General features: G+C 55.6%; 9 protein-coding genes and 1 pseudogene. 3 read left to right on the forward strand and 7 right to left on the reverse strand.

Annotated features, from left to right (window positions below; genetic code table 11):
- Window positions 1–434: 434 nt before the first annotated feature.
- Together Q8X48_RS12745 and Q8X48_RS12750 are read right to left on the reverse strand one after the other, a co-directional pair.
- Complete coding sequence (locus Q8X48_RS12745) at window positions 435–1,238, reverse strand: enoyl-CoA hydratase-related protein (protein ID WP_407800236.1); 804 nt, start codon at window positions 1,236–1,238, stop codon at window positions 435–437.
- Window positions 1,239–1,257: 19 nt separating this feature from the next.
- A complete protein-coding gene (locus tag Q8X48_RS12750; RefSeq protein ID WP_407800237.1) occupies window positions 1,258–2,811 on the reverse strand; it encodes a long-chain-fatty-acid--CoA ligase in 1,554 nt (517 codons plus the stop codon).
- Window positions 2,812–3,194: 383 nt separating this feature from the next.
- Between Q8X48_RS12750 and Q8X48_RS12755 the strand changes: the two genes are divergently transcribed.
- Window positions 3,195–4,619, forward strand: coding sequence for an aldehyde dehydrogenase family protein (locus Q8X48_RS12755; protein ID WP_407800238.1), 1,425 nt, complete (start codon window positions 3,195–3,197; stop codon window positions 4,617–4,619).
- 76 nt (window positions 4,620–4,695) lie between these two features.
- Window positions 4,696–5,643 carry an oxygenase MpaB family protein gene (locus Q8X48_RS12760; protein ID WP_407800239.1) on the forward strand — a complete coding sequence of 316 codons (948 nt, stop codon included), beginning with the start codon at window positions 4,696–4,698 and terminating at the stop codon, window positions 5,641–5,643.
- A gap of 52 nt (window positions 5,644–5,695) precedes the next feature.
- On the opposite strand, the gene Q8X48_RS12765 is transcribed toward Q8X48_RS12760, so the two are convergent.
- The 5 genes and pseudogenes from Q8X48_RS12765 to Q8X48_RS12785 all read right to left on the reverse strand — a co-directional run bounded on the left by Q8X48_RS12765 (window position 5,696) and on the right by Q8X48_RS12785 (window position 12,671).
- Entirely contained in the window at window positions 5,696–6,328 is a 633-nt protein-coding gene (locus tag Q8X48_RS12765) for a methyl-accepting chemotaxis protein (protein ID WP_407800382.1), read from the reverse strand.
- Window positions 6,329–6,553: 225 nt separating this feature from the next.
- Window positions 6,554–7,246 (reverse strand): annotated as a pseudogene (locus Q8X48_RS12770) (HAMP domain-containing protein); the annotation flags it as partial.
- Between the two features lie 113 nt (window positions 7,247–7,359).
- On the reverse strand, window positions 7,360–8,613 hold the full coding sequence (locus Q8X48_RS12775) for an OmpP1/FadL family transporter (protein WP_407800240.1): 1,254 nt from the start codon (window positions 8,611–8,613) through the stop codon (window positions 7,360–7,362).
- A gap of 381 nt (window positions 8,614–8,994) precedes the next feature.
- The gene (locus tag Q8X48_RS12780) at window positions 8,995–11,712 is read right to left on the reverse strand and encodes a LuxR C-terminal-related transcriptional regulator (protein WP_407800241.1); all 2,718 of its coding nucleotides are present in this window, start codon (window positions 11,710–11,712) and stop codon (window positions 8,995–8,997) included.
- Window positions 11,713–11,726: 14 nt separating this feature from the next.
- Window positions 11,727–12,671, reverse strand: coding sequence for a LysR family transcriptional regulator (locus Q8X48_RS12785; RefSeq protein WP_407800242.1), 945 nt, complete (start codon window positions 12,669–12,671; stop codon window positions 11,727–11,729).
- 209 nt (window positions 12,672–12,880) lie between these two features.
- Here Q8X48_RS12785 and Q8X48_RS12790 point away from each other — a divergent pair, with 209 nt between their 5' ends.
- Entirely contained in the window at window positions 12,881–14,005 is a 1,125-nt protein-coding gene (locus Q8X48_RS12790; RefSeq protein WP_407800243.1) for an NAD(P)-dependent alcohol dehydrogenase, read from the forward strand.
- Window positions 14,006–14,037 lie beyond the last annotated feature (32 nt).

The following is a 14,037-nucleotide window of genomic DNA, read 5'->3' on the forward strand; positions in this document are numbered from 1 at the left end:
TGAACGACCGCGGCTTGTCAGGCACGTCCCAGCCTTGGTGAAGAGGTGCCATGTGCAGCCTCGGCATAGCTACACCCAGACCCTGCTGGCCGCCGCGCCCGGGGCTTCGGTGCGAGAAGCAAGGCCGGCAGCGAACCTGAGCGCCGCCGGCGGCTGACCCTCCCATCCCGCTGGCACTTGGGCGCTGTTCGCAGCCTCTGTCCTGGCGGCCCCTACCCCTTTCATCCAGCCCGCGCTTTTGCCGTGGCCGGGATGAGTGTTGCCAACAATAAAATAAACAAGAGACGGAGCGACCATGAACTTGAACACCACCAGAGGTAAATATCTTGCAACGCGGTGAGGCTCCAATAGATGGTCACCGTCCAGATAGGGGGGAGATGTAGTTCGATGACAGCGTCAGCGTAGCTTGGAATATCTCAAGCCACGCGGCAACGCTAAACTCTGTCGAAGACTGGCAGGCGCTTTTCCTTGAAAGCGTTCACGCCTTCCTTGAAGGTCGGTTTCTCGACCAGTTGGCACTGTCTCTCACGCTCGTAGTCCAGTTGCTGTTTCAGATTGTTCGTTTCCGCAAGCCGCAAAGCGCGACGAACTTCGAGAATGGCATGAGCAGGAGACCGGGCTAATGCTTGTGCGGTTTTCATGGCGACATTGAGCAATTCATCATCCTCTACGCACTGCCAGATCATGCCCCAGTCTGCAGCGGTTTGAGCATCGAGTTTATTGCCCAGCAGACTCAGTGCCATGGCGCGGGCCTGGCCTATACGTTTAGGTAAGCGCCAAGTTGTGCCAAGATCAGGAACAAGGCCAAGTTTGGGGGCGAAGCTGAGAATAAAGGACGCGGAGCGAGCGGCCAGTGTGATGTCGGCGGCAAGCGCCAGACCCACTCCAGCCCCTGCGGCCACCCCGTTGATGGCCGCGATCACAGGAATCTGCAAGCTGTCCAGATCGATTATCCAAGGGTTGAAATAATCCAGCATCGTAGCGTTCAGGCGCTGCCCGGCTGATTGATGCTCGTCGCTATCAGCGAGTTCGTCATTCAGTTCTGCGCCGGCACAAAAAGCGCGGCCAGCACCTGTCACGATCAGCGCTCGCAGGAAGGAGTTTTCGCGTACTTGGGCAAGTGCTTCCCGTGCGTCTCTGGCCAGGGTTTCATTCAGGCTGTTAAGCACGTCAGGGCGGTTCAGAGTCAAAATGGCGACCCGCTCATGGATCTCCAGTGTTACGTTTTTTTGTGTCACGGCAAAGATCCCATCAGATTCAAATACGGCGAGTTTGGGTGCCCCAGAAAGGCTCTCGTAATACGTACTTCAAAAGCTTGCCAGCCGCTGAAAGCGGAAGTTCTTCACGGAACTCAATGCTACGGGGGCATTTGTAGCCGGCGATCAAGCTCTTGCAGTGTTGTTTGATGTGCTCGCTGTCCAGGTGTTTACCTTCCTGCAGCACAATCACTGCATGCACTGACTCTCCCCATTGTTCGTCTGGAATCCCTATCACTGCACACATGCGTACGTCGGGATGGGACAGAATGGCGTTTTCGACTTCGTTCGAATAAATGTTTTCCCCGCCGCTGACGATCATGTCCTTGATACGGTCGACGATATACAGAAAGCCATCCTCATCGAGGTAGCCACCATCGCCCGTGTGCATCCAGCCGTCGCGCAGGGCCTGGGCAGTCTCTTCAGGCTTGTTCCAGTAGCCAAGCATGACGCTGGAACTTCGGACGACGACTTCGCCGGAGCGTCCTTTTGGTAGCTCATTTCCTTCCGGATCGACGATACGCACTTCGCAGTTGGGGGCTGGGCGTCCGGCAGCTTTAAGCTTGTGCAGTTTCTGCCCTTCGAATGTGTGGTAGTAGGCTGGTAGAGCTGCGGTTACCGGACCCAGTTCAGTCATGCCGTAGATTTGCATGAATTCGCTACCGGGCAGCGCATGCAGCGCCCGATGCAGTAGCGCAGGGTCCATGGGGGCGGCACCATAGATGATGTTTCTCAGGCTGCTCAGGTCATATTCGGTAAAGGCGGGATCATCGAGAATACGCTGGATCATGGTTGGTACCAGGAAGGTTTCGTTGACGCCTTCCTCGGCGATGGCGCGTAAGACTGCCGTGCTATCGAACTGGCTCAGGATGATATGGGTGGCACCTCGCAGAGCTCCCTGCAGCACCGCGGCAAGGGCGCCGACATGGAACAGTGGGGCCACATGCAGGGTGGTGTCGATCAAGGGCCGTGGCGCCGCAGCCAAGGCGGACAGTGCGTTACTCACCAGAGCGTTGTGAGAAAGCATGACTCCCTTGGGAGTGCCGGTGGTGCCACCGGTATAGAGCACTGCCGCGAGGTCTTTCCCGCAGCGCAGGGCGTCGGCAATCGGTTGCGTGTTGTTGAGCAGGGCCTCGTAATCCAAAAGGTCGGCCGTTGGCTCGCCATCACCGCAGTAGATAACGCTGCGCAGGCACGGACAGTGCTGGCGCAGCGGCGGGATCAGATGTTTGAACGTGCCGTCCACCAGCAGCACCTGAGTCTGGCAGTCGTTCAGCGAGTAGGCGATTTCAAGAAGGTTCCAGCGAGTATTCACCGGATTGATGACGGCGCCAGCCCAGAACGAACCGTATAGGTACTCCAGGTAGCGGTCGGAGTTGAGGGCGAGCATGCCGACGCGGTCACCGGGCTTGACGTCCAGCGCCTGTAGTGCGCCCGCGAGTTTGGCGACTCGCGTAATGAGTTCGGCGAAAGTGGTCCGGCGGCCTTGGAAAACACTAGCGATCGCCATCGGCTTCTCTCGAGCCGCTTTGTGCAAGGCTTGGGTCAGGTACAAGATTCATCTCCCATTATTATTGTTCACGGCAGTAGTGCGTCGTTGTCCTGCCTAGTGTGGTCAACAATAAAGATTGCGAGGCGGCTATGCCTTGTTCAAAGGAACTATTTTGCGCGCTTCTTGAGCTTCCTGCTGGGGGAGATCTTTCACCGGTCAGGGTTCTAGACGAAATCAGTCTGAATCGAGCTGGATTCGTATTGGACCTTGGGCGTGCCGGGCAAAAATACTCCTTTCGGACAAGGTTCCCAGAGTTGGCTTGCGCCTACCATCAACACGGGTCAGCTGCGGGCCTTTTTGCCTACCCTTCTAGTACCGACTTTTTCTCCTGCTGTCTTTGTTGGCCATCTACAGCGACTGCATACAAATAAAAAGGACGAGCTCCTATGAGTATTGATTTCACATCCCACTACCTGATGACCATCGATGGTCAGCCGACTGACAGCGGTCGTCATCTCGAGGTGATCAATCCGGCCAATGAAGACGTCATCGCGCGAGTGCCTGATGCCACTCGAGAACAGCTCGATGCGGCTGTGGCGGCTGCTCGCCAAGCTTTCCCGAGTTGGGCGGCGACGCCTCTGGCGGAGCGTCAGGCACTGGTGAGCGCCATCAGTGAGAAAATTCTGCAGAACCTGGAAGGATTCGCTCAGCTCCTGACTCGTGAGCAGGGTAAGACGCTCGATTATGCGCGCTACGAAATTGGTGGCTCGGCGGCCTGGTTTGGTGAGTTTGCCAAGATGGCGCCGAGCGAGATCATCATCGAAGATACGCCGGAGCATTTGGTCAAGACCCGGCATGTCCCGATAGGCGTGGTCGGTGCGATTGTGCCCTGGAATTTTCCAGTGCTGTTGGCCGTATGGAAGTTGGCTCCAGCGCTGATCGCGGGCAACACGATCGTTCTCAAACCGTCACCTTTCACTCCGTTGACGGCCCTCAAATTAGGAGAGCTGATCAACCAGGTATTGCCGGCTGGGGTAGTCAATGTCGTCAGCGGCGGTGATGATCTGGGCCCATGGATCAGTGCGCACCCGGATATCGATAAAGTTTCCTTCACGGGATCCACGGCAACCGGTCGGCGGGTAATGGAAAGTGGCTCACGCAATCTTAAACGCCTGACGCTGGAGTTGGGTGGCAATGATGCTGCGATTGTATTGCCTGATGTCGATATCGAAGAAACCGCCCAAAAGTTGTTTTGGGGGGCATTCAGCAACAGTGCTCAGTTCTGCCTGGCAATCAAGCGCCTTTATATCCATGAGGATATCTATGACCCGTTGAGCAAGGCACTGGTTGCCTATGCCCGTACGGTCAAAGTGGGTGATGGCGCGGCGGCGGATTCGCAGCTGGGTCCGGTACAGAATGCTGTGCAGTTTGAGCGTTTAAAAAATCTGCTCGCTGATGTCCGCAATAATGATCAACAGATTCTGTTGGGCGGTGAGGTGCTGCAGGGTAAGGGGTATTTCTTCCCGCTCACGATTGTTGATAATCCGCCGGAAGATTCGCGAATTGTCGTGGAGGAACCCTTCGGACCCATTCTACCACTGCTCAAGTACCGGACTGTCGATGAGGCTATCGAGCGCGCGAACGCCAGTGAATACGGGTTGGGTGGTTCGGTCTGGGGTAAGGATCTCGCCCAGGCTGAGGCTGTCGCCCAGCGCTTGCAGACGGGCAAGGTCTGGATCAACGAAATTCATGTGCTGACACCCTATACACCCTTTGGCGGCCACAAACAGTCGGGCGTCGGCGTCGAGAACGGCAGCGATGGCCTGCATGAGTACACCAATGCTCAGACCATTTCGATCCGTCGCAAGTGACCTCATCTGTGAAGCCGGCGGGGGCAGGCGTTAGTCTGCCCCCGCTGTTGCTCGTGAAAAATAAAAAGGTGTGCATATGAAGCCTGTATACAAAAAACGTTTTGGACTGTTTCACGATCCCAGGATTGCAGAGGAAATTGCAGCACTTGATGAGCACAAGGATGCTCAGCGTATCGTGCATTTGCTGGCGAGTTATGAGTTTTCCTGGGATTTTGAAAGGGCCTTGGAGCTGGCGCTGTTTTATACCTATGGCAGTGTCCCGGTCTCTACCTTGCTGGCACGTACCGCTGAGTTCGAAAAGTACGGACAGAAGCGTTATGACGACACGGCTATCCTGATCGGTCATTTCATCGAGTCGGGTTGGGATGGGGAGTTCGGTCGTAAGGCGCTCGAGCGGATGAACAAGACCCATGGCCATTACACGATCCCTAATGACGATTTTTTGTTTGTGCTCTGGACCTTCATCGAGTTTCCCATTCGTTGGGCTAACGAATTTGGCCGTCGCCGCATGACGGCGCATGAGCAGAGAGCCTGGTTCAACTTCTGGGTGCAGATAGGTCAACGCATGGGCTTGGTTGAAATTCCGCAGAGCAAGGCTGAATTCGACACTTTCATCGAGCGTTATGAGGCGCAGCATCTGGTCTACGCGCAGGTCAATCGACGTGTCGCCGATGCCACTGTTCTGGTTATGGAAAACTGGCTTCCAGGGTTCCTGCGGTCCAGCGTCAAGCCCACCGTCTGCTGTTTGATGTCAGAGAAATTCCTGAAGGCTGTTGGCTATACCGAAGCATCTTCCTTGCGGCGTATTGCGGTGCGAGGGGCGCTCAAGCTGGTGGGAGGGGTGCGTAGAGTATTTGCGTTGGGCGGGTACCCTCGTAGGGTGCTGGATCGCAAGGAGCGTACGTATCTCCAGGGTTACACGATTGAAGAGGTGCAGCCGGTCCATCTGAGTAAGCATCAAGAGGCCGCTCAGCAATCAGCGGAGTTCGTTAAGCAGACGGTTATCGCAGAAAAAGGACGTTGAGGTGACAACTGGCCGTCCCCCGGTGGGGGCGGCGGCCTGGTTGTGGTGTTTGTTAAAGTCGGAAGCGTTCCGTTTCGGTTTTGAGCTTCGTGGCCAGGATCGCCAGTTCGCGGCTGGAGCTACTGCTTTGTGCTGCGCCAGCGGCGCAAAGGTGCATCAGTTCCTGGCTGCTGGCCAAGCTCTTTTCCGCAGCCTTGACGGCACCCGCCTGGGCTTGCGAGGTTCTGGCGATTTCCAGGTTTCTGACATTGATAGCCGAAATTGCCTCGCTGATTTGCTCGAGCGCCTTGTCTGCAAATCTGGCTTCTTCCAACGTATCTTTGGTCAAGGCCTTGCTTCTGTGCATGGCCTCTACCGAGGTGCGCGTACCATCCAGAATGGCCAGAACCATGCTTTCAATGCCCCGTGTTGAATCCTGAGTACGTGAAGCCAGCGCTCTGACTTCGTCGGCAACGACAGAAAAACCGCGTCCCATTTCACCTGCCCGAGCAGCTTCGATAGCAGCGTTGAGGGCCAGGAGGTTGGTCTGTTCGGAAATCGAGCGAATCACCTCAAGTAGTTGATTGATGCTATTCGAACTGTTGGCCAACTCCGCGATGGTTTGACTGGCTGAAGTTATTTCGGCACTCAGGGAGTCAACCGCGGTAATAGTGCGTGATAGCTGGAGTTTGCCTTGGACCGCCAATGCGTTCGCGGCCTGAGTTTCGTCCGAGGTGCCGCTTGCGTTGTCTGCAATTTCTTCGAGTGAGAAACTGACGGCAGTAATCGCCAGGGAGGCCTGACGGGTTTCTTGATCGTGACTGGCAAGGTTGTTTTGTTCTTCTTCGGTGACGCGGCTGAGCTCCTCGGCCGAGGCTGCTAGTTGGTAAGATGAGTTGGAGATGAGTTGGATACTGGCTTTAAGATCGTTCTGCAGCGTTTGTAATGATTCAAGCAGCCGGGTGATTTCATCGTCGCCACTGATCTGAATAGGGTGATACAGGTCGCCTTTGGCCAATATCGATGCAGTTTTGATGGCTTGGAACAGGGGCGAGACAATGGTACTCGTCAGCAACCAGGCGGTAATAATGATCATCGATAGCGTGACAATGGCGAGTGCCACTGACGTGTACAGAGCGGTATCAATGTGTTGGGTTGTTGCGGTCAATCCCGAAAGAGTGTCCGAGCGTAGCGCCTCGATACTCTGATTCATCTCGACCCGTTGCGTTTGCAGATCTCGCCAGTCTTGCACGCTGGGTGGTCGCTCAGGGCTCAATATACGTTGCAGTTGTTGCAGATAAGCTCGCTGCTGCTCATGCAGGCGCTCTACTTCGGCTTGTTCATTTGGGGTACTCAGCTTCTGGTATTCGCTGAAGTCCTTGTCCATTTCCGCACGTTGAGGCTCCAGTGATGCGCTACTACTACGGTCAAGTGAGGATAGATGGCCATCAATGCTGGAGAGTAAGTTGAGTCGTGGCAACCAAAGGCGTTCGATCTGTTGTTTGTGCAAGGCGACTTCCTGGGTTTTCAGGACAGGAGCAACGCCCAGGGCAGATAGACCGATGGAGACAAAAATCACGCCAATAACCGATCGTTTGATGATGCTGATGTTTCTCAGGTTCATCTTGTAACCTCAGCGGCAGGGGGGGGCGTCCGGTTGTTGATGGACGACAAAGTGTTCGAAAGGGAAGGATGAGAAGGGCCCTCTTTTCATGAAAGAGCCCACGCTTCTCAGCGTTAGAAAAGGTAATTGAGCTGAATACCCAGGCCTTGCGCCTGGATCTTGTAGTCGGCCTGGAATTTTCCCGTACTGTCTTGCTGGCGCAGGTTGAACTTGTCTTGTCGCAAGTACGAATAAGCGAAATCAACGCTCCAGTTTTCGTCCACTTTCCAACCCGCACCCAACGTCAAAATCTTGCGATCCGCTACCGGGAGGCGGGCGTTCTGGGTGGTATTGCCGGCGGGAGACTCATCAAGCGCCAGTCCTGCCCTCAATACCCACTGAGGGTTGAGTCTATAGCTGGCCCCCAGGGAATACCCCCAAGTGTCATGCCAATGCAGATCTTGCCGGATAACATCGAATATCGGTGTCGGTGAGTTCGTGTTGTTGATGGTGATGTCTTGCCAGCGGCTCCAGCGCGTCCAAGTGGTGCCTGCGTAGAGCGTCCAGTCGTCGTTCAGCTCGTGGGTGAGAGAAAGGTCGACTGATTCTGGAGTCGATCCCTTCAGGCTACCGTCAATATTTTCGTTGGCAGGGCCCAGCAGTGGGAGCAGGTTGCGGACCTTGCTTTGCATGTTTAGATCGAGATTGACCTTGGAGTGATAGGTCATGCCGACGCGGGTCCGGTCGGTCAGTTGGTAGAGCAGACCGAAGCTATAGCCATACCCCCAGTCATCACCTTTGGCCTCTATCTTGCCCTCTGTGACGGGCAAAGCGCTGACCAGCGTAAAGTTTGCATAGTTAGCTGTCAGACCCAGGCCCACGGACAGATCATCGGTGACCTTGTAGCTGAGAGTCGGTTGGAACGTAATCATTTTCAAGTCGGTTTTTTCTGACAGGTAGCGCGCCGTGGATTCATGGCCGTAGCCGACGCCTTGCCCATACGGGGAGTAGACACCGAAGCCGAAACTCCACCTCTCATCCAAGGGTTTGACGTAGTAGCCGAATGGCACGGGAGTGGACCTGGTAATGTCAGAACTCATTTTGCCTGTAACCGGGCCAAAGGCATTGCTGGCGCTGTCATTGTCGACGTTGACATTGGGGACGATGTAGACGAATCCCCCACTGATTTGCTCCTTGTCAAGTTGTGACATACCCGCCGGGTTGCCATACACCGTAGAGGCGTCCAGTGCCGAAGATGCACGACCGGCATAAGCGGTACCCAACCCGCTGACGCTTTGTTCGTTGAGTGCAAAACCATTGCCAGAACTTTGCCCACTGGCAAGCGAGACCGCACAGCTCAAGGCGCAAAGAGTCAGTTTTCTTATCATTATTATTCTCCGGATTCAGGGTTGTTCGCACAGTAAGACGCTGGCTCTCGCGGGTCAGTGAGCCAGGGATGCAAAGATTTCGAGCAGTTGCTGGCGCAAAGACAATTGTCTTCGGCAGGCTGAGCTGGTTGCAGGAAGGGGACCCGCATGAGGGGCTGGATTGCGAGCTGATGGTTCTACAGTTCTTGGCATCATGACTTCATTCTTCTTATTGAAATGAGCCGCCAGGCAACGGTCACCGCATCAGGCTCTGCGATGGCAAGGCCAGAATCGGATGACAGTGCTGACTGAAGAGAAGTCTATGAAAGGCGGGGTCTTCCCCGCGTTATCCGAAAGAACTAATTTGCAGGAGTGATGACAAGGGGCATGGTGCTGGCTGGCTCAGATCAACCCTTCTCGACGAGCGATAGCGACTGCTTCGGTGCGGCCGTGAGCACCGAGCTTTGCATTGATGCTGCGCAGGTGGGCTTTGATGGTGGTTTCCGAGACAAATAGTTTGTCCGCGATGGTTCGGTTGCGTTCGCCTTCGGCGAGATGGCACAGAACTTCCAACTCACGCTTGGTGAGTTGTTCCTGGGAGATACTGTTAGTCGGTTCCACAGTCGCTTTCAAGAGGTCGGCAGGGCTGAGTTTGCTGCGCAAGGACGCAAGGAAGTGCGGTGCTATGAGCACACTCTCGTTGTGTTCGCCATGCAATTGAAACCAGCGAATCAGCAATCCGGTGACGCCACTGCCTTCCTCGAGGAAGATCCGGATAAAACCTTCCTTGCTGGCCGCCTTCAAGGCTTCTGTGAGCATTTGCATTGCCGGGTTGGATTTGCCGGCTGCCAGCAAAGCGCTGCTGAGCAGAATCCGCAGTTTCAATGCACGGCGATGGCGCTGCGTGGAACTGGCAAGCTTGAGAGCCTGTTTGAGCTCGCTTTCGGCCCGTCCTGTTTCGCCCCTGGCGATGAGTAGGCGCCAGCGCATGAGGTCTGGCGACTCAAGATCTTGGGCAGGCAATGAAACTCCAGCCGCAATTGGCCAGACACCCAAACTCTCTATCTGGTTCTGTAAGTTTTCCGCTGCGCTCAGATCACCTTGAAGCCAGAATTGCCGCGCCGATTCCAGCTTGGCGCTGGCACTGACGCGCAGCAGGCCGGTATCGAGTCCGACATCTTCGAGTTCTTTCAGGTAGCGAAGAGAGCTTTCACGGTCGCCTCGTGCTCCGGCTATTCTCGAAAGCAGCAAATAGGAAGAAATCAACGCATCGACTGTTCCGTTTTCCCGTGCATAGGCCAGGCATTCGCCAAGTATGCGGTTGGCGCGGTCGAGCTCGTCCATCTCATAGAGTACTTCTGCCAGAGGCACGCCAATGACAGCTTTGCCACCGGGGATAGCTTTTCCGCTGGTCGACCAGGCTCGCTCGTAGCTGCTTTGCAGGCGAGTCAGCGCATGACCGAGGCGACCCTGAGTCAAGTCTATCCAGCCTTCGTGGGCGTCACTGAGTGAGCGGATGAAGGTGGTTCGTAAATGATGGTCGCGCTGCATTGCCTGAGACATTGTCTGGCGCGCCTCGTCGTAACGATTCGTGGCGATCATGCAATAGGCAACGATGCTTGCCAGCACACCATATTGAAGTGATTGCTCAAGCGGCAGATGTTTGAGTTGTTCGGAGCTTGCTCGGTAACATGCTTCGAACTGGTCGGTCATCGATAGCAGCAGACATTCGACTGTGCGCGCTTCGTGGACCAGCTTGACTTTGTCGGGGGTGGTGGGGGTTTGTAAAAAATCATCGATGATGGATTGGGCCTCGGCATGACGTCGGTTCAGTACCAGTGCCCAGGCGAGCGTCAGATGCAGTTTTGGATGTTGTCGAAGCACAGCTGGCGAGAGTAATTCAAACCAGCGCAGCAAACGTCGTACACGCCCTTCGGCGAGCAGCCCGGCAGCATGTTCGCTTAACAAAGCGATGGCCGCTTGCTGGTCTTGATCGTGCAACAGATGGTCGATCGCGGTGATGGGGCTGCCTTGCTGCAAATACCAGTCGGCTGCTCGTCGGTGAAGCACGGACACGTTTTGCGGTTGAGAGGCTTTAAGACGATCGAGCAAAAAACTGGCGAATAAGCCGTGGTAGCGATAGCTGCTGTGTTCGTTGTTCAACGGGATCAGGAACAGGTTGGTGCGCGCCAGCGAGTCGAGTTGCGCCTGGCTGTCATGACGTTGACCGATATAGTTGCACAGTGAGGTATTCAATTGGCTGAGGATGCAGGTCTGTAAAAGAAAGCCATGTTGCGAAGCGGACAACCGATCGAGGATATCTTCGGCCAGGTAGTGTGCCAGCTCGGCGTGAGAACCAGAGAACGAGGTGAGAAAGTGGCCCGGGTCACGGTGACTGGGCAGCGCCAGAGCGGCCAGATGAATGGCGGCGACCCAGCCTTCGGTGCGCTCGTGCAGGATAGCGATTTCCTGGTTTTTCAGCGTCAGTGCATGTTGTTCCTGTAGCAGCTCGCTGGTTTCCTCCAGGGATAACCGGAGCTCGGCATGGCTCAGTTCCATCAATTGGTTGCGGGCCCGCAAGCGGCCCACGCCGAGCTCGGGAACATGCCGCGAGCCGATGACCAACTCGCCATTGGCCGGCAGGTAGCCAATCAGTTGCTGAACGAAGTGCAGGGCGGCCGGGTTCTGCAGGACTTCGAACTCGTCGAGGATGAGGGTGAAGGGTTGCGTGTAACTTGCCAGCTGTTCGATCAGCCCGAAAGAGTCCTGATCTTCATTGTCGGGCTGTGCGGGAATGAGGCGTTTCCAGCCTGCATGCAGATGCAGGGCAAAACGATCAAGGTCGTTGTCTGCGTTGTCCAGGCTCAGCCACAACACGGCTGCTCCGTCGGTGCGTCGGTTTTCCAGGTATTGCAGCAGCAGCGTCGTTTTACCGAAGCCGGCCGGTGCCTGCACCAGAATCAATTTGCAACCTTGAGGCTTGTCGCGCATCTGCCTCAATAGTTGTTCGCGCCGTACCAAGGTCTGCGGCAGGGGTGGCGGCAGTAGTTTGGTAAAGACCAGGCGTGGGTAGCGGTTGGTCGCCGGTGACGCATCGGAGGTGGGCGCAGATATTTTCATGTGGGGCCTTCAAGTTATTCTTGTTGGTTCTCTTGCGGCATTCCGTGTGTCGGTTTCTCATGCGGCATTTGGCTTGCCAGGCTCCAAAAAGAATCCACGATTTCACTGTGGCTCTTGGTGAGGCGCACCAGGGAAAAGGGAAGTGTTCGATCGCTATCGACGATCGAGCGCAGGGTCAGATGCCCGCTGTTTTCGCCAGGATCGTGGCGCTGATGCAGGTCGCCGAAACCCAGCCAGAGAAGCCCGGAACCAACGATGTGCCGCTTCAGGGACTTTGAGTCCCATTGAGGAATGGCTACTAATTGTGCGCCGACGCGTTGCAATGGCGCATAGAGCTCATCGTGCAGTTCAGGGTTCAGCGCGCGTGGAAATACTGCAACGTGTCTTGAGGCCAATGCAGCCAAAGGAACCTGGTCGTGATGAATCAATGGATCCTGGGATTGCATCAATAAGAACATTTGCGCGCGCGAGATGGGCAACTGCTCCAATTGGGCATCTCGGAAGGTGCCGATGGTGAAGGCCAGGTCGATATTGCCTTGGCGCAACAGGTTCAAAAGTAGTGGTGACCAGCCATATTCGACTTCAAGGCTGATCGACGGGTTTTGCTGGGTGAAACTGTCGATCAGACTCAAGTAGCGTTCGAAATGGGCGCCATAGGGCGGGATGCCGATACGCAGCCGCTTCTGCTGCGTATGCCGAATACGTTGCACCGATGCCTCCAGTATCTGGTTGGCTTGGTACAGCTTGATCGCATCGGGCAGAAGGTCGCGTCCTTGCTCGGTCAGTTCGACATGCCGACTGTTACGCAGGAACAGGTCGAAACCAAGAATCGACTCCAGCTTGCGAATCTGCGAGGACAACCAAGGTTGAGCGATATACAACCGTTCTGCCGCGCGAGTAAATGAAAGCTCCTGTGCTACAGCGACAAAGTACAGAAACAAACGAGTATCAATGCGCATACAGAGGCCTTTATAGTTTAAGTATCCGGTCGCGTTTCTTTTAGCATAGCGCGTGCTGATCCATAAGAAAACCGGCTTGATCGACCAGCATACGTCTTAGACGAGAAGTGTCTGGCGATTTAGTTTGAGAGCTGGAGTTCGTCCAGTATTTCTGGTTTCGCATCAGTTGTCGGATCGCGGGAACACTGTCGGCGGATCAGAGTTGTTCATTGGAAAATAACAAAATGAAAGCCATTACTGCCGCTGTGATTCATAGTCCATTGAAGCCCTTTGTGCTGGAAACCCTTCATATTGATGAGCCTCGTGCGGATGAGGTTCTGGTGCGGGTGGTGGCCACGGGGATTTGCCATACGGATCTGGTTTTTCGCGCCGCCGGGGTACCCACCGCACCAGTCGTACTGGGGCATGAAGGTGCTGGGGTTGTTGAGCGCGTGGGGAGTGCTGTCACCAAGGTCAAGCCTGGTGATCATGTTGTGCTGACCTACGCCTCATGCGGTGAATGCCCTAACTGTCGGCGCGCTCGTGAAAGTTATTGCACCAAATTCGTGGAGTTGAACCTTTCCGGCACGCGCGCTGATCGCTCAACCGCACTCTCTACGCAACATGGGGAACCGGTTCAAGGATCGTTTTTCGGCCAGTCCTCTTTTGCCAACTACGCAATGGCCAAGCAACGCAATGTGGTCAAGGTGCCTGAGGATGTCCCGCTGGAACTACTGGGGCCTTTGGGGTGTGGCATTCAGACCGGTGCTGGCACGGTGATGAATGTGCTCAAGCCGGCGGCTGGCAGCAGTATTGCGATATTCGGTGCTGGTACGGTGGGGTTAGCGGCGGTCATGGCGGCCAGGATCGTTGGCTGTACTCGCATAATCGCCATCGATATCAAGTCAGAGCGCCTTGATTTGGCGCGTGAACTGGGTGCCACGGACTGCATCGATGGTCGCCAGACGGATGCGGTAGCGGCCATCCGTGCCCTGACCGGGGATGGTGTGCAGTTTTCTCTGGAGTGCACCGGTTCACCGATGATCCTGCGTCAAGCGGTAGAGGCGCTACGGCCTACTGGCGAGTGTGGTTATGTTGGCACACCTGCGCCCGGAGTCCAGGTCGAGCTTGATATGCGCACTCTGCTTATGGGTAGAACCCTTCGTGGCGTAATCGAAGGCGACAGCATTCCTGACCTGTTCATTCCTGAATTGATTCAGCTATGGCGCCAGGGGCGTTTTCCCTTCGAGCGGCTGTACAGTTTTTTCGATCTGGCACAGATCAACCAGGCCATCGAAGCAGCGGAAAGCGGAGAGGTCCTCAAGCCGATCCTGCGCATGCCGCATCCGGCCTGACGGGCTGTCTCCTCCTTTGCTTATTGAGAGAT

It is taken from the genome of Pseudomonas sp. QLc11A (genome assembly GCF_052112305.1).
In the GTDB taxonomy this organism is placed as follows: Bacteria; Pseudomonadota; Gammaproteobacteria; order Pseudomonadales; family Pseudomonadaceae; genus Aquipseudomonas; species Aquipseudomonas laurylsulfatiphila.